Origin of the sequence: Notoacmeibacter marinus, from assembly GCF_002238045.1 — a bacterium.
Classification (GTDB): Bacteria; Pseudomonadota; Alphaproteobacteria; order Rhizobiales; family Rhizobiaceae; genus Notoacmeibacter; species Notoacmeibacter marinus.
Genome location: NZ_NBYO01000001.1, coordinates 1,313,697 through 1,329,403 on the forward strand (window position 1 = coordinate 1,313,697; position 15,707 = coordinate 1,329,403).

The 15,707-nt window shown below is 62.1% G+C and carries 13 protein-coding genes; 9 read left to right on the plus strand and 4 right to left on the minus strand.

Translation table 11 applies throughout. The annotated features are described in order from the left end of the window. The first annotated feature begins 18 nt into the window (after nt 1-18). Nucleotides 19-1,287, plus strand: a complete 1,269-nt coding sequence (locus tag B7H23_RS06320) for a cytochrome P450 (protein ID WP_094076463.1) — start codon at nt 19-21, stop codon at nt 1,285-1,287. Here B7H23_RS06320 and ggt read toward each other — a convergent pair whose 3' ends face one another. The 3 genes from ggt to B7H23_RS06330 all read right to left on the minus strand — a co-directional run bounded on the left by ggt (nt 1,288) and on the right by B7H23_RS06330 (nt 5,433). Continuing rightward, nucleotides 1,288-3,114 (minus strand): gamma-glutamyltransferase, encoded by a 1,827-nt coding sequence (ggt, locus tag B7H23_RS06325; RefSeq protein ID WP_240534987.1) that lies wholly within the window; start codon nt 3,112-3,114, stop codon nt 1,288-1,290. A 733-nt stretch (nt 3,115-3,847) separates the two neighbouring features. After that, entirely contained in the window at nt 3,848-4,276 is a 429-nt protein-coding gene (locus B7H23_RS15860) for a hypothetical protein (RefSeq protein WP_143534730.1), read from the minus strand. After that, the gene (locus B7H23_RS06330; RefSeq protein WP_094076465.1) at nt 4,273-5,433 is read right to left on the minus strand and encodes a helix-turn-helix domain-containing protein; all 1,161 of its coding nucleotides are present in this window, start codon (nt 5,431-5,433) and stop codon (nt 4,273-4,275) included. The genes B7H23_RS15860 and B7H23_RS06330 overlap by 4 nt, the downstream gene beginning before the upstream one ends. Before the next feature lie 1,430 nt (nt 5,434-6,863). On the opposite strand from B7H23_RS06330, the gene B7H23_RS06335 reads away from it, so the two are divergent. The 6 genes from B7H23_RS06335 to B7H23_RS06360 all read left to right on the plus strand — a co-directional run bounded on the left by B7H23_RS06335 (nt 6,864) and on the right by B7H23_RS06360 (nt 11,858). Next, nucleotides 6,864-7,100, plus strand: coding sequence for a hypothetical protein (locus B7H23_RS06335; protein WP_094076466.1), 237 nt, complete (start codon nt 6,864-6,866; stop codon nt 7,098-7,100). A 344-nt stretch (nt 7,101-7,444) separates the two neighbouring features. Next, complete coding sequence (gene thiC / locus B7H23_RS06340; RefSeq protein WP_094076920.1) at nt 7,445-9,289, plus strand: phosphomethylpyrimidine synthase ThiC; 1,845 nt, start codon at nt 7,445-7,447, stop codon at nt 9,287-9,289. Then, on the plus strand, nt 9,286-10,290 hold the full coding sequence (locus B7H23_RS06345) for an FAD-dependent oxidoreductase (RefSeq protein WP_094076467.1): 1,005 nt from the start codon (nt 9,286-9,288) through the stop codon (nt 10,288-10,290). Before thiC ends, B7H23_RS06345 begins: the two co-directional genes overlap by 4 nt. Continuing rightward, on the plus strand, nt 10,259-10,456 hold the full coding sequence (thiS, locus tag B7H23_RS06350; protein WP_094076468.1) for a sulfur carrier protein ThiS: 198 nt from the start codon (nt 10,259-10,261) through the stop codon (nt 10,454-10,456). Before B7H23_RS06345 ends, thiS begins: the two co-directional genes overlap by 32 nt. Before the next feature lie 11 nt (nt 10,457-10,467). Then, nucleotides 10,468-11,235: a thiazole synthase gene (locus B7H23_RS06355; RefSeq protein WP_094076469.1), complete on the plus strand. Its 768-nt coding sequence runs from the start codon at nt 10,468-10,470 to the stop codon at nt 11,233-11,235. Further along, entirely contained in the window at nt 11,232-11,858 is a 627-nt protein-coding gene (locus B7H23_RS06360; RefSeq protein WP_240534988.1) for a thiamine phosphate synthase, read from the plus strand. The genes B7H23_RS06355 and B7H23_RS06360 overlap by 4 nt, the downstream gene beginning before the upstream one ends. 259 nt (nt 11,859-12,117) lie before the next feature. Here the strand turns inward: B7H23_RS06360 and B7H23_RS06365 are convergent, their stop codons facing one another. Next, nucleotides 12,118-13,017 carry a LysR family transcriptional regulator gene (locus B7H23_RS06365; RefSeq protein WP_094076922.1) on the minus strand — a complete coding sequence of 300 codons (900 nt, stop codon included), beginning with the start codon at nt 13,015-13,017 and terminating at the stop codon, nt 12,118-12,120. 133 nt (nt 13,018-13,150) lie between these two features. Here B7H23_RS06365 and B7H23_RS06370 point away from each other — a divergent pair, with 133 nt between their 5' ends. Beyond that, a complete protein-coding gene (locus tag B7H23_RS06370) occupies nt 13,151-14,653 on the plus strand; it encodes a CoA-acylating methylmalonate-semialdehyde dehydrogenase (RefSeq protein WP_173861887.1) in 1,503 nt (500 codons plus the stop codon). Between the two features lie 179 nt (nt 14,654-14,832). Continuing rightward, on the plus strand, nt 14,833-15,681 hold the full coding sequence (gene purU / locus B7H23_RS06375; protein WP_094076471.1) for a formyltetrahydrofolate deformylase: 849 nt from the start codon (nt 14,833-14,835) through the stop codon (nt 15,679-15,681). Nucleotides 15,682-15,707: the final 26 nt, after the last annotated feature.

The following is a 15,707-nucleotide window of genomic DNA, read 5'->3' on the forward strand; positions in this document are numbered from 1 at the left end:
GGACGGGAGGAGAGGGTGATGACGGGGCAGGATTCCGCAACGGCCGACCGACAGGCCGGGACATCGGACGGGGAACTGGCGCAGACTTTCAGTCTTGCGCAGCCGCCTGCCGGGTTTGTCGACGATCCCTATCCGACCTATGCGGCGCTGCTCACCCATGCGCCGGTCAAGAAGCTCGGCGAAAACAGCTACATGCTCAGCCGCCACGCCGACCTGACCGCCGTCTACAAGGACACCGCGCTCTTTTCCTCCGACAAGACGGTGGAGTTCGGCGAGAAATACGGCGACACGCCGCTCTTCGAGCATCACACCACCAGCCTCGTCTTCAACGATCCGCCGCTGCATACGCGCGTCCGGTCGATCCTGGCGGGCGCACTCAACCCGCGCGCGGTCTCGGCTCTCGAAAGCGATGTCGAAGCGCTGGTCGGCCGGCTGCTGGACCAGCTCGAAGCCAAGGCGGACCGCGGCGAGGCGGTCGATCTGATCGAGGATTTCGCCTCCGCCATTCCCGTTGAGGTGATCGGCAATCTTCTGGCCGTGCCGCATGAGGAGCGCGAGCCGTTGCGCGACTGGTCGCTTGCCATTCTCGGCGCGCTGGAGCCGGTGCTGAGCGCGGAGGAGGAAGCGCGGGGCAACAAGGCCGTCACGGATTTTCTCGCCTATCTTGAGACCTTGGTGGCACGGCGGCGCGAGCAGCCGGGCGATCCCGAAAGGGACATGCTGACCCGGTTGATCCAGGGCGAGAAGAGCGGTGAGAAGCTGTCCGAAAAAGAGCTTCTGCAGAACTGCATCTTCATCCTCAATGCGGGCCATGAAACCACCACCAATCTGATCGGCAACGGGCTGGAACTGCTGCACCGTTTCGCCGAGCAGCGGCAGCGCCTGCTCGACGATCCTACGCTGATCCGCACCGCCGTGGAGGAGATGCTGCGCTATGAATCGTCGAACCAGCTCGGCAACCGGATGACGACGGGGCCGGTAACGTTCGACGGGATCGAGATGCCCGCCGGCACCTTCCTCACGCTCTGCATCGGAGCGGCCAACCGCGATCCGGCGGTGTTCGACGATCCCGACCGGTTCGACATCGCCCGGCGGCCGAACCGGCATCTGGCGTTCGCCTCCGGGCCGCACCAGTGCATCGGCATGAGCGTGGCGCGCATGGAAGGTCAGATCGCGATTTCCCGCTTTCTGGAACGGTTCCCCGCCTACCGCCTCACGGAGGGCGCGGTGCGGAGCCGCCGTTTGCGCTTCCGCGGCTATACGACCCTGCCGGTGCGCCTGCGCTGATCACTCCCCGAGCGCGATGCCTTCGCGGCGGGGGTCCGCCCCGCCGGACAGCGCGCCATCCTCTGCTATCGCGATGGCGTGAAGGCCCGAATTGAGGGGCCGGACGGCCACTTCGAAACCGAGGTCCTCCAGCGCTTCCAGATCATCAGCAGCGGCGGTGCCCTCTTCCAGATCGTAAGTGCCGAAGCGGTTGACGGCATGGGGCAAGGCGAGGGCAGCCTGTGCGTCGAGGCCCCAGTCCAGATGAGCGACGATGGCATTCGCGACATAGGGAATGATGCGGCTGCCGCCGGGACTGCCGATCGCCAGACGCGGCGTACCGTCTTTCAGCACGATGGTCGGCGCCATTGAGGACCGTGGGCGCTTGCCCGGCTCGGCCCGGTTGGCGATGGGCCGGCCATCCTCATGCGTCGCGAAGGAAAAATCCGTAAGCTGGTTGTTCAGCAGGAAGCCGCCGACGAAGAGCCGCGAGCCGAAGGCGTTCTCGATGCTGCTCGTCATGGCGAGCGCATTGCCGTAGCGGTCGACGATGGACAGATGCGTCGTCGAAGGCTGTTCCGGCGAAACGCCGTCGCCGAGATCGAGCGCGGCATGGTCCCATTCCGGCTCGCCCGGCGCGACATCCGGCAGCGCGTCGTCGCCTTTCAGACGTTCCGAACGCGTCCGCAGATAGGCAGGGTCGATCAGGCCCTCCACCGGCACCGGCACGAAATCGCTATCGGCGAGGTAGCGGCCGCGATCGGCGAAGGCCAGGCGCGCGGCATCGCCCAGCAGACGCCGCGCTTCCGGTGCGTCCGGCGACAGGGCGGCCAGATCGAACGGAGCGAGGAGGCCGAGGATCTGGCCGACCGCGACGCCGCCCGAGGAGGGCGGGCCCATGCCGCAGACCTCATGGGCGCGATAGGCGACGCAGACCGCCGGGAGCTCCTTCACCGCATAGGAGGCGAGATCGGGCAGAGCGAGCCGGCCGGGATTGCCGTCCGCCTGCCGGACCGTCCGCACGATGTCTTCGGCGAGCGGGCCGCGATAAAAGGCGTCGGCGCCGCCTTCGGCCAGCGCCCGCAGCGTCGCCGCATAGGCCGGGTTGCGCAACGATGCGCCGGCTTCGATCGGCCGCCCGCCCGGCAGGAAATAGGCGGAGGTCGCCGCGAAACTGTCGAGGCGCTGGGCATCGCCGGCGACCAGTTCGGCCAGGCGCGGCGAGACCGGAAAGCCGTCATTCGCCAGCGCGATGGTCGGTTCGAACAGCGCGGGCCAGTTCGCCTTCCCCCAGCGGCGGTGGGCCTCTTCCATCAAGGCCGGCACGCCCGGCACGCCGACCGAGCGGCCGCCGACCACGGCGTCGAAGAAGTCGAGCGGGGCGCCATCCGCATCGAGGAAAAGCTTCGGCGTCGCCGCCATCGGCGCGGTTTCGCGGCCGTCCAGCGTGGTGACCGCGCCCGCCGCCGCATCGTACCAGACGAGGAACGCGCCGCCGCCGAGGCCGGAGCTTTGCGGCTCGACCAGCCCGAGCATCGCCTGCGCGGCGACCATGGCGTCGGCGGCGGTGCCGCCCGCTTCCAGAACCGCTGCGCCCGCTTCGGCGGCATGAGGGTTGGCGACCGCGATCATCCAGTCGCGCCCGGTGACGGGCTTACCCTGCGCCTTCCGCTTGAGCGCATCTTGAACGCGGGCGGGCAAGGCGGCGAAGGCGTCGGTCGGCGATGACGCCTCGCTCGCCTTTTCCGGCGCGACGGCATCCGCCGCCTGCTGGGCGTGAAGCGGCGCGGCGCTGAACAAGGCGAGCGCCAGAAGCGCGGCGAGCATCCCTCTTGGTGTTCCGGTCATGGCCCTTTCCTCCCGCGCTGGCGTTTGGCGGGCAGCGTAGCACAGACCGGCAGAGGATCGACCGGGTTGGGGAGATAAAGGCCGGGCAGGCCGAAACGCGCCACCGGCGCGGCGGGCCGGAAGCGTTGAAAAGGAAATGAGCAAGCCGGCGGCCGGATCGTCGCTCCTGGGTAGTGTAAGACCGCGACCATCCGGCCGCCGGCTGACGATTTGTGGCGTTCGCCTTTCAGACGGGGGGCCTTCCGGGCGTCGAACGCCCGTGGCGGAACCCCGCCGCCGAGACCTAGCGCGTGGCGCTGGCAGCCTCGGCTATCGACGACCCGCAGCCAAAGGGGATTGCTGCACCCCACCGCAACCGGCCACGGATCGCCGGCTGCGCGCTGCGCTCGTCACCGCCCTCCCAGGAATCTCCGGTTCGCGATCCCGTTGCTCCAAAAGGCGGCTGGTGGGGATTGTAGGGGAGGTTGGGAGGGGGTGGATAGGATGATCTAAAAAAAAGCCTCGAACGGAATCACAGAATCCGCGCCACCTATTCCGTCGTGCCGATGGTGATAAGCAAACGAAGCCACGCCACGTCCGCATAGTAATAAAAAAAAAGAGGTTCTGGTAGCAATTTTCGAAGATACGATACTTCGCACGGTGTCCGCATCCCAATCGAGAGGGCAAATTCAAACTCCTTGGCATCCCGAATTGCTATAAACCCTTGTTCAAATCTCTGGGCGAACTCTCCCGATCAGGGATCTATCATCTTATAAGGTGGAAATTTACTGCATCGTGTAATGCCATTGCCAAAAACTTCAGACAGAATCTGATTACGCTTCGCCATAAAACTATCTTGGATTTCAAGAACGTTGCCACCTTTTCTTACTGCAATACAGTGCTTGAAAAGATGATCGTCATTCTCGCCATGTCGGTATTGATTTGCCGCGATGGCTTCGTCCGTTTTATCCCCCGCAAGCTTATAATCATCGAGAGTTGGGCTTTCCACCAGAACACCGTAGGCTAGAGCTGCATCAACCATCTCGGCATCGTACTTACGTAACATCCCTTCGTCGGTTGAACAAAGAACAGGACTTCCGCCTTGAGCAGCTTCATGCACGCATTGATTGGTGTGGCAATCGGAAAAACTCTCAAGCGCCTCAGGCTCCAATACCAACGTCATCTATCAACCTCCACGAAGGTTTTGACTATTCCGTTAATCCTAACCTTTGAAAGACCTGTTGCTTCTGAAATTTCAATCGGTGAAGCAACTCCCGAACGAATTGATCGTGCAATAATGTCACTTGCAAAATTGCCAATGAGCGCTCGGGCAATTACACCTTGATCGGGACCATCTTCTGGCCCTCCTCCTTGTTTATTTTTCTCTGAGTCTGGACTATTTCTACCCCGATTATTCGATATAAAAGCCCGGGCCTCCTCCTGAGAAATCAATTCTTCTTCGGCGCATTTCCAGTAAGCTGCGCTATAAGATGTATGAAAACGATCAGCTATACGCCTCACTATATAACTGTTATCCTTGGATTTATCAAAATCAAATCCTTGATCTGCGATGAAGCGATTTAACTGACCGACAGGTATCAAGGTCTCCGCAGCGAAAATGTTGTTGAATTTCTCGAATCTATTATCACTCTGATAATCATTGGAAACGCCGGATTTTCTATTAAGAATATGTCCATACTCATGCAAAAGAGTAAAGTTTTTTCTACCGTCGCTGCGACTTCTGGTATTTATGTATACGAAATGGAGATTTTCATGATCAGAGGAATAGGCAAAACCATCGATGTTTTCTTCAATATTGTGGTCTATAACAACTATTACTCCCTGACTTTCGATTGCTGATCGCAAATTTCTAAAATAATCGCGGCGATCAGAGGATATGCTGGATATGTCATCAATGGATAGCAACTTCCTAATTCTCTCTGAAAGTTCAGGTGCACTTTCACCGTCATCCCTCTGAGGTGGTGAGGACGCAACATTTTCCTTCACGCGCGCCCTAAGGCCGGCTATGAATCTAGCAAATTTCAGTTGACGAGCGATCAACTTTGTATTTTTACGATACCTAAAAGGAGCTGGGTCCGCCGACCGGAAATCAACCAAATCAATTTCCGGCGGCGGCATACGCTTAGAAAAGAAAAACACAGGCGAAACTGCTAGTTGCTCCGCTAACGTTCTAATTTGTCGGGCTGTTGGGCTTCGATCACCATTTAGAATGGCTGGCAAACGCGCAGGTGAAAATCCTCCAACTGCGGGAAGCTCATCTGTTGTATACCCACGTAACTCAGCCGCCTGTACCAGTCTATCGGCAAGAAACTCCGGCATGATTTCCCCCAGCGAAGCAGTACCTATCTTACAGCTGCAGCCAGCTCTAGCAATAGGAATTGGCGCAGGCTTAGCTTTTCCGACCGCTACACAGATACGTATCGCTACGGTGGCGGAGGTGATCACGCGCGCTAATAATCGCTTTGAAACGCTAGATCGACAGCGTAACGAAACCTTAAAAAGTGAACTAGGTAAAGCAATAAGAAGGGTCGAGGGTCTGAAAGCGTCTGACGAGCGACGATCAACGAGGCTTTCGCGCTACTCGTTTTACATAGCTGGTGCCAACTCACTCGGCTTTATAGCAACTACAATACTGATGGAATTGTCGATATCGAAAGGGGTGTTCTTTATCATATCTATACTCGCCGTATTGCCCGTGTATATGATGATAATGGAGGCAATTTTTGCGATATATAGCACGCGGTCGATCAGAAAAATACTAGATTGTTCATTTGAGAGATGAAGGCGAGTTCACTTCTGGTCTTTTATGCTTTTTTGAGTTTCTTTCTCAGTTTGATAAGCGCCAAGACCGATTTTGTCCGAGCGGAGCGGAAGGGGTCCAGCGCCGACGCCTCGTCATTCTCGGGTCGGGCACGAAGATAGCTTCTGTTGTTGGGAGGGTGACGCTCTTTCAAAGCACGTCTATCCCCTCACCCTAGTGCAGCATCGGCTCGGCTATGCCTTGCCGTGCCTGCCTATCCCTCTCCCCAATGGGGCGAGGGAAACGTTCAGCATCGCTCCCCGTCCTGCGGACCCCCAAAGGGTAGAGGGAACGCGGTGGCGTGCAGCGTTTCACCTCCCCCTTGAGGGGAGGTCGGAGAGACGAGCGAAGCGAAGACGATCCGGGTGGGGGATGGACACGGTCGCATTGTCACCCCCACCCGCGGCTGCGCCGCGACCTCCCCCATCGGAGGGGGAGGTGGGCGGCGTCGTGTCTGAAGCGGATCGATGGCGACGTTGGATGAAGGGGTTTGCGCCGTGGTTGCCCCCTCTCTGTCGGCTGCGCCGACATCTCTCCCGCAAGGGGAGAGAGTGACGTGCACACCCTCCCCCGACGTGGGGAGGGTCGGACCAAAGGTCCGGGGGGGGCGAGAGACGCTTTTAGCCTGCACCCCCACCCGTCGCTTCGCTCCGACCTCCCCCATCAAGGGGGAGGTGGGCGTCGGCCCTTCCTGCGCCTCGGCGTTCGACCGTCGCCGGCGCGCCGGGCGTTCGTTGCTTCGCGAGCCAAATCGTTGGCTTCCGATCGGCCTGCGGCCGACCGCGCCTCACCCCCTCACCCAAGTGCGGCATCGGCTCGGTGGGCCCTCGCCGTGCCTGCCTATCCCTCTCCCCAATGGGGCGAGGGAAACGTTCAGCGTCGCTCACCCGGAACCATTCCCTCGCCGCGCGGATTGTTCGTCCGAACCATTCGAGCGAGGAGAGACATCATGGCGCAGTGCGACCTTTGCGGAAACGATTACGAACGGGCCTTTCAGGTCACGATGGACGGGCAGACCCACACTTTCGACAGTTTCGAATGCGCCATCCAGAAGCTGGCGCCGAACTGCGCGCATTGCGGCTGCCGGGTGATCGGCCATGGCGTGGAAAAGGGCGACACCGTCTATTGCTGCGCCCATTGCGCCAGCCAGGACGGCGTAACGGGCCTGACCGACAGCGTCTCCTGAGCGCGGGCGGGCGGGGCCTGCCGTTCGGCGCGGAAGCCGCCGTCGGGGAAGCACCCCTTGCGCAACGGGCGCGGCGCGCGTATCTCTTAAGGCATAGAGCCAGGGGGGCTCCACCGGCGCCAACCGTGCCGAGGAGCTGAGAGGCCGATAAGCGCAATTGCCCAAAAGCGATGCGCGGCGCGGCGACCCTTCGAACCTGATCCGGCTGACACCGGCGGAGGGAGCGCGAGACGGACGTCGAACATCGCAGCCGGACCTTTCCAACCCGGCCTTTCTCGTCCGGTTTCCCTTTCCTTCCGTTTCGTTTCTTCGGATCGCCATGCTGCGAAGCCGAGGAGCGCGCCATGAACGTCGTCAAGCCTGTCACCCCCGAAGTTACCCAAGGGCCGCTACCGGCATCCAGCAAGGTGTTCGCCAAGGGCGAGCATCATCCGCAGATCGCGGTGCCGATGCGCCAGATCGCGGTGCATCCGACGGCGGGCGAGCCGCCGGTCACGGTCTACGATTCCTCCGGCCCCTACACCGATCCCGACGCGCTGATCGACATTCGCGCCGGGCTGCCGCGTCATCGCGAAGCCTGGATCGCGGCGCGGGGTGACTGCACGCAGGTCGAGGGCCGCGAGGTGAAGCCGGAGGATAACGGCTTTGCCAAGGGCGACAAGCTGACGCCGGAATTTCCCGTTCGCAACAAGCCGTTCATTGCCAAGGACGGCAAGGCCGTCACGCAGATGGCCTATGCGAAGGCCGGCATCATCACGCCGGAGATGGAATATGTCGCGATCCGCGAAAATCTCGGCCGCGAAAAGGCCAAGACGGCGCTGGAGCGCGATGGCGAGGATTTCGGCGCGGCGATTCCCGATTTCGTGACGGCGGAGTTCGTGCGCGAGGAGATCGCGCGGGGGCGGGCGATCATTCCCTCCAACGTCAATCACCCCGAGCTGGAGCCGATGATCATCGGCCGCAACTTCCTGACCAAGATCAACGCCAATATCGGCAATAGCGCCGTCACCTCCTCCATGGCCGAAGAGGTGGAGAAGATGGTGTGGGCGATCCGCTGGGGCGGCGACACGGTGATGGACCTGTCGACGGGCCGCAACATCCACAATATCCGCGACTGGATCATCAGGAATTCGCCGGTGCCGATCGGCACGGTGCCGCTCTATCAGGCGCTGGAAAAGGTGAACGGCGTTGCCGAGGACCTCTCCTGGGAAGTGTTCCGCGACACGCTGATCGAGCAGGCCGAGCAGGGCGTCGACTATTTCACCATCCATGCGGGCGTGCGGCTGCATTACGTGCCGCTGACCGCCAATCGCGTGACGGGTATCGTTTCGCGCGGCGGTTCGATCATGGCGAAGTGGTGTCTGCACCATCACCGCGAAAGCTTCCTCTACGAGCATTTCGACGAGATCTGCGACATCTGCCGCGCCTATGACGTCTCGTTCAGCCTCGGCGACGGCCTTCGTCCCGGCTCCATTGCCGACGCCAACGACGCGGCGCAGTTCGCCGAGCTGGAAACGCTAGGCGAATTGACCAAGATCGCCTGGGCGAAGGACTGCCAGGTGATGATCGAAGGCCCCGGCCATGTGCCGATGCACAAGATCAAGGCCAATATGGACAAGCAGCTCGAAGTGTGCGGCGAGGCGCCGTTCTACACGCTCGGACCGCTGACGACCGACATCGCGCCCGGCTACGACCACATCACATCCGCCATCGGGGCGGCAATGATCGGCTGGTTCGGCACGGCGATGCTCTGCTACGTCACGCCGAAGGAGCACCTCGGCCTGCCGGACCGCGACGATGTGAAGACCGGCGTCATCACCTACAAGATCGCGGCCCATGCGGCGGACCTCGCCAAGGGCCATCCGGCGGCAAAGATCCGCGACGATGCCCTGTCCCGCGCGCGGTTCGAGTTCCGCTGGGAGGACCAGTTCAATCTGGGTCTCGACCCCGACACGGCGCGCGCGTTTCACGACGCCACGCTGCCCAAGGAAGCGCACAAGGTGGCCCATTTCTGCTCGATGTGCGGGCCGAAATTCTGCTCCATGCGGATCAGCCACGACATCCGCGCCGAAGCGCAGAAGGAGGGCATGGAGAAGATGGCGGAGAAATACAGGCAGGGCGGCGATCTCTACATGACGCCGGAAGAAGTGGCGGAACTGGATGGCAAGACGGAGACGCCCGCCGAATGACCGTTCTTATCGCCGGGGCCGGCGTTGCCGGCCTCGTCACAGCGCTGACCCTTGTCGAAGCCGGGCACACCGTGCGCGTCATCGATCGCGCGTCCGGCTTCGGCGCCGACACCTGCAGCTGGTATTCCGGCGCGATGCTGTCGCCGTGGATCGAGGCGGCGACGCAGGAGGAGATCGTCAAGCGGCGCGGGCTGCCGGCCATCGAATGGTGGGCCGAACGGGCCTGCGTGAAACGCATGGGCTCGCTCGTGGTCGCGCCGGGTCGCGATACCGCCGAACTGACGCGTTTTGCACGGCGGACCGAGGCGTTCGAATGGCTCGATGGGGAGGACATTGCGACGCTGGAGCCCGATCTTGCCGGGCGGTTCTCCAAGGCTCTCTTCTTCGCCGATGAGGGCCATCTGGATCCGCGCGAAGCGATGGTGAGCCTGATGGCGCGGCTTGCCGCCCAAGGCGTGACTATCGAATACGAGACCGATCTTTCCGGCGAGATCGCATCGTTCGGCGGCACGGTGGTCGATTGCCGGGGTATGGGCGCGAAGGCCGATCTGGCGGACCTGCGCGGAGTTCGCGGCGAGATGCTGGTGGTGAAGACGCACGATGTTGCGTTGTCGCGCCCGGTGCGTCTGCTGCATCCGCGCTTTCCCTGCTACATCGTGCCGCGCGGCGATGGGCGTTTCATGGTCGGGGCGACACAGGTGGAAAGCGAGCGGCGCGGTCCGATCACCGCGCAGGGCACGGTCGACCTTCTGAACGCGCTCTATGCGTTGCATCCTGCCTTTGCCGAAGCCGAGGTGCTGGAAACCGGCGCCGATCTGCGGCCCGCCTTCCCGGACAATCTACCGCGCATCGTTCAGGACGGACGGGTGATCCACGCGAACGGCCTTTTCCGCCACGGCTTCCTGCTCTCGCCTGCGCTCGCGGAGGATGTTGCCGGGCTGCTGGCCGGCCAAACTGTGGAGTTTCTGCATGAAACTGATCGTCAACGGGCAAGCGCGTGAGGCGCAGGCGAGCGATCTCGCCGCGCTTTTAGCTGAGATGGACTATGCGGACAGGCTGGTCGCCACGGCGCTGAACGGCGAATTCGTGCCGAAGGACGAGCGGAAGAGCGCTGCGCTCGCCGATGGCGACCGGATCGAAATCCTCGCGCCGATGAAGGGCGGCTGACAGGCACAATCATGACAAGCTTCTACGGTTTCGAACCGGCCTCGCGCCTCTTTCTCGGAACGTCCCAATATCCATCGCCGAAGGTGCTGGAAGATGCGGTGCGCGCCGCGGGCGTCGACGTCGTGACCGTCTCGCTGCGCCGGGAAGGGGCGGATGGGGCCGGGCAGGCCTTCTTCGATCTCATCAAGGCGCTGGATGTGCGCGTTCTGCCCAACACGGCCGGCTGCCATGGGGTGAAGGAGGCCGTCACAACGGCGCACATGGCGCGTGAAGTGTTCGGCACGCCGTGGATCAAGCTGGAGGTGATTGGCGAGAACGACACGCTCTGCCCCGATGTGATCGCTTTGGTCGAGGCTGCGCGCATCCTCAGCGAGGATGGGTTCGAGGTCTTTCCCTATTGCACCGAAGACCTCGTCATCGCCGATAAGCTGCTGGCTGCCGGATGCGAAGTTCTGATGCCCTGGGGCGCGCCGATCGGCACCGCGCGCGGGCTGAACAATGAATACGGGCTGCGCTCGTTGCGCGGTCATTTCCCGGACGTGCCGCTGGTCGTCGATGCCGGGATCGGCCTGCCGAGCCATGCGGCGCGGGCGATGGAACTGGGCTACGATGCCGTTCTGCTGAACAGCGCGGTGGCCGGGGCCGGCGATCCGGTCGGTATGGCGAAGGCCATGGCGCTCGCGGTGGAAGCCGGCGCCCTCGGGCGGCAGGCGGACCCGCTCGATCCGCGCGACATGGCGGTGCCCTCGACGCCGGTTTTCGGAAAGGCGATGCTATGAGCCGCGAAGCCATGCAGACGGCGCTCGATCCGTTCTATCTGATCGTGGACGACGCCGACTGGGTCGAGCGGCTTGTGCCGGTTGGCGTGAAGCTGGTGCAGTTGCGCTGCAAGGGGATGAGCGACGACGAACTGCGCGAGCATATCCGCCGCGCCAAGGCCTGCTGCATCGCCCATGACTGCACGCTGGTCATCAACGATTATTGGCGCCTCGCCATCGAGGAGCAATGCGCCTGGTTGCATCTGGGCCAGGAGGATCTGGCGCAGGCCGATCTACCAGCCATTCGCGCAGCAGGCTTGAGGCTTGGCATCTCGACTCATGACAAGGCTGAATTGACAACAGCACTGGCAGCACAGCCCGACTATGTTGCGCTCGGCCCCGTTTGGGAGACCAAGCTGAAGAAGATGCCGTGGTCGCCGCAAGGTCTGCCGAAAGTCGGCGAATGGAAAAGGCGGATCGGCGGTCTGCCGCTGGTCGGCATTGGCGGGGTCACGGTGGAACGCTTACCGGACCTCTTCGCTGCCGGAGCGGATATAGCCGCTGTGGTCACGGACATCACCCATCACGAAGACCCGGAAGCGCGCACCAGAAAATGGATCGACGGAACACGGGCTGCGGTCTGACGACAGAAACCGGGCCTTTCCGCTCTGTCTGCAATGTGCGTACATATCAATGAATTTGCAGGGAAAATTCACCACGAGAGGAAATTTGTCCTTGCTCATAAATCAAAACATGCTAAATTAGACCGGTCTAGATGACTTGGAAGGCAGCCTTCGGGTCGCTTTCTGGATGGTTGTCACGGCCATTCGGCGTCACTGCCCCGACGCCGGATAATTTGCGCCCGATGTGTTATGCATCGGGCGCTTTTCTACCCGCCCGGCCTTATCGCGTTTCGGGCTGTCGGACGAAGAGGTCCGACGCTTCCTTTACTTCACCGATCAGAAAATTCGATGCCGCGCGAATACGGGCCAGCCCCCGTAGACTCTGATGATGGATCAGCCAGTAATCGCGGCGCGTCGACAGGTGCGGAAGAAGACGAACGAGATCGTCGCGTCCGGCAGCCATGAAGTCGTGAAGGACAGCGATGCCCGCACCGCCGCGAACCGCCTCGAACTGGCCCATCGTGCTGGAGACTTCGATGGTGGAGCGCCAGTTCGGGTGAAACTCCTGCGCGTAGGCGAGCATGGGCGAGAACACCAGATCGTCGACGAAGCCGACCAGGCGATGGTCGAGCAGATCGTCACGTCCGCCCGGCACGCCGAAGCGAGCGAGGTAGTCGGGTGAGGCGTAGAGGCCGAGCGTATAATCGGTGAGCTTTCGGGCAATGAGACGGCCCGATTGGGGCCGGCCCAGCGTGACCGCGATATCGGCTTCCCGCTTGGATAGCGAGAATGTCTGCGACACCGGCACGAGCTGGATCTGCAGATCGGGACAGGCCGAGGCGAACGCATCGAGACGGGGCGCGATGAAAGCGTGGCCGAAGCCATCCGGCGCGCCAATTCGCACCGTGCCGGACGGGCTTTCGCCGCCTTCCGTCAGGGCGGCCTGCGTCTGGAGGAACTCGTTCTCGACCCGCTCCATGGCGTCAGCGAGCGTTCGACCGGCTTCCGTCAGAGTGCAACCCGTCGTCCGCCGGACCAGAAGCGAGGTTCCTATCGATGTCTCCAGCGCGGTCAGCCGGCGGGAGAGGGTAGCCTGATTGAGGCCGAGCGTGCGGGCTGCATCCAGCATCGTGCCGGAGCGCGCCACGGCCAGCAGCAGGCGGCCATCGTTCCAATCCATCATCGCAAACAATCCCCTCCGTCAAATCGGGTCGTCATTATGCTTTTTTGCATAACGATTATCGATTTGGCAGAATTGTTATGCAAGAAGATTTGCTCCATCTCTGCGGCACAACCATTCATGGAGAAGCCTGATGAGCCCCATCCCCCATTATGTTGACGGAAAGACCGTTGCCAGCGTTTCCGGCCGCAGCCAGCCTGTCTTCAACCCGGCAACCGGCGAGAGCGACAAGACCGTTCCCCTGGCCAGTGCCGATGAGGTGAACACGGTCGTCGCTTCCGCCAAGGCTGCATTTGCCGACTGGTCCGGGCTGTCGCCACTGCGCCGGGTGCGCGTGCTCGACAAGTTCAAGACGATCCTCTGGGACCGGATGGAGGAACTGGCGACCGCCATTTCCGCCGAACATGGCAAGACGCTGGACGACGCCAAGGGTGAGGTCACGCGCGGCATCGAGGTCGTGGAGTTTGCGGTCGGCATGCCCAGCCATCTGATTGGAGATTTCTCCGGCCAGGTGGGCGGCGGCATCGATACGCACGCGTTGCGTCACCCGCTCGGCGTTGTGGCCGGCATCACGCCGTTCAACTTTCCGGCCATGGTGCCGATGTGGATGTTTCCGGTGGCGCTCGCCTGCGGCAACACCTTCGTGCTGAAGCCGTCCGAGCGCGATCCCTCCGCCGCGATGCTGCTGGCCGAATGGCTGACGGAGGCCGGCCTTCCCGACGGCGTCTTCAATGTCGTGCATGGCGACAAGGAGGCGGTGGATACGCTGCTTCATCACCCGGATGTGAAAGCGATCTCCTTTGTGGGCTCGACGCCCATTGCGCAGTATATCCATGCGACGGGTACGGCGAACGGCAAGCGGGTTCAGGCGCTGGGCGGCGCGAAGAACCACATGATCATCATGCCGGATGCCGATCTCGACATGGCGACGAACGCGCTGATGGGTGCGGCCTTCGGTTCGGCCGGCGAGCGCTGCATGGCGATCTCGGTTGCCGTGCCGGTTACGGACGCGGTCGCCGACGCGCTGGTCGAGAAGCTCACCCCGAAGATCGAGGCATTGAAGATCGGCCCCTATAGCGATGGCGAGGCCGAGATGGGCCCGCTGGTGACGCGCGAAGCCAAGGAGCGGGTGCTCGGCTATATCGACAAGGGTGTCGAGGAGGGCGCCAGGCTCGTGGTCGACGGTCGTGACTTCAGGCAGGACAAGCAGGGCTACGAGAACGGCTATTATGTCGGCGGCACGCTGTTCGACCATGTGACGCCCGATATGAGCATCTACAAGGATGAGATCTTCGGGCCGGTGCTTTCCATGGTGCGGCGCGATTCCTATCAGGATGCGGTCGATCTGATCCACGGCCACAACTACGCCAACGGCACGGCGATCTTTACGCGCGACGGCGATACGGCGCGCGCTTTCAGCCACGATATCGAGGTCGGCATGGTCGGCATCAACGTGCCGATCCCGGTGCCGATGGCGTTCCACTCCTTCGGCGGCTGGAAGGCTTCGATCTTCGGCGATCACGCCATGCACGGAATGGAAGGGGTGCGCTTCTATACGCGGATCAAGACCACCACGACGCGCTGGCCGAGCGGTCTTCGCGACGACGCCCAGTTCACCATGCCGACGCTTGGCTGAGAGCGCCAGGCGCAAGACGAAAGGCCGGTGCGGTTTGCGCCGGCCTTTTTTCGTTCGGCCATGACGGTTTTGGCGCAGGAAATGACGCGTATCGACCATGGCGCAAAGCGATCTTCCCCGTTATAAGCGCCAAGATTTTCCGGCAGGGCCGCCTGCCGCTCCGAACGGGCCTTGCGCATATGAACCGGTTTGTCATCACGCTTTCCTGCGCCGACCAGGTGGGCATCGTCGCCGCCGTGACCACCGAACTGGCCGCCGCCGGCGCCAATATCGCCGAGAGCGGACAGTTCTGGGACCGGCACACCAACCGCTTTTACATGCGCCTTGCCGTGATCGTGCCGGAGGCGGTCGATCGCGACGCCATCGAACACGCACTGAAACCGGTGACTGACCGGTTCGACATGCGCACGCGGGTGTTCGACGCCGCCCGCAAGCCGAAGATCGTTCTGATGGTCAGCAAGTTCGATCACGCCATGCTGCATCTTCTCTACCAGATCCGGGTCGGATGGCTGAACGCCGAAGTGGTCGCCATCGTCTCCAATCACGAGGAGAGCCGCCGGACCGCGGACTATGAAGGCATTGCCTATCATCACTGGCCCGTGACGAAGGAGACGAAGGCGCAGCAGGAGGAGAAGATACTGGCATTGGTGAAGGAAAGCGGAGCCGAACTGGTGGTGCTGGCCCGCTACATGCAGGTTCTGTCGGACAATCTGTCGAACCGCCTCTTCGGGCGGATCATCAATATCCACCATTCGTTTCTGCCGAGCTTCAAGGGCGCCAAACCGTATCATCAGGCGCATGCGCGTGGCGTGAAGCTGATCGGCGCCACGGCGCACTACGTTACCCCAGCGCTCGATGAGGGGCCGATCATCGAGCAGGAAACCGAACGGGTGAACCACGCCATGACGGCAGAGGATTTCGTTGCCGCCGGCCGCGACATCGAGAGCCGGGTGCTGGCCCGAGCGGTGAAGATGCATCTTGAGGGCCGTGTGATGCTGAACGAATCCAAGACGATCGTCTTTGCGTAAAGGTCCGCCTCCGCTTATCGCCGTTG

Excerpts from the sequence above, each read along its gene's own strand:
- ggt (WP_240534987.1), bottom strand. The coding sequence starts at position 3,114 with ATGACCGGAACACCAAGAGGGATGCTCGCCGCGCTTCTGGCGCTCGCC.
- B7H23_RS15860 (WP_143534730.1), bottom strand. The coding sequence starts at position 4,276 with ATGACGTTGGTATTGGAGCCTGAGGCGCTTGAGAGTTTTTCCGATTGC.
- purU (WP_094076471.1), top strand. The coding sequence starts at position 14,833 with ATGAACCGGTTTGTCATCACGCTTTCCTGCGCCGACCAGGTGGGCATC.
- B7H23_RS06365 (WP_094076922.1), bottom strand. The coding sequence starts at position 13,017 with ATGGATTGGAACGATGGCCGCCTGCTGCTGGCCGTGGCGCGCTCCGGC.
- B7H23_RS06330 (WP_094076465.1), bottom strand. The coding sequence starts at position 5,433 with ATGCCGGAGTTTCTTGCCGATAGACTGGTACAGGCGGCTGAGTTACGT.
- thiS (WP_094076468.1), top strand. The coding sequence starts at position 10,259 with ATGAAACTGATCGTCAACGGGCAAGCGCGTGAGGCGCAGGCGAGCGAT.
- B7H23_RS06360 (WP_240534988.1), top strand. The coding sequence starts at position 11,232 with ATGAGCCGCGAAGCCATGCAGACGGCGCTCGATCCGTTCTATCTGATC.
- B7H23_RS06370 (WP_173861887.1), top strand. The coding sequence starts at position 13,151 with ATGAGCCCCATCCCCCATTATGTTGACGGAAAGACCGTTGCCAGCGTT.
- thiC (WP_094076920.1), top strand. The coding sequence starts at position 7,445 with ATGAACGTCGTCAAGCCTGTCACCCCCGAAGTTACCCAAGGGCCGCTA.
- B7H23_RS06345 (WP_094076467.1), top strand. The coding sequence starts at position 9,286 with ATGACCGTTCTTATCGCCGGGGCCGGCGTTGCCGGCCTCGTCACAGCG.
- B7H23_RS06355 (WP_094076469.1), top strand. The coding sequence starts at position 10,468 with ATGACAAGCTTCTACGGTTTCGAACCGGCCTCGCGCCTCTTTCTCGGA.
- B7H23_RS06335 (WP_094076466.1), top strand. The coding sequence starts at position 6,864 with ATGGCGCAGTGCGACCTTTGCGGAAACGATTACGAACGGGCCTTTCAG.
- B7H23_RS06320 (WP_094076463.1), top strand. The coding sequence starts at position 19 with ATGACGGGGCAGGATTCCGCAACGGCCGACCGACAGGCCGGGACATCG.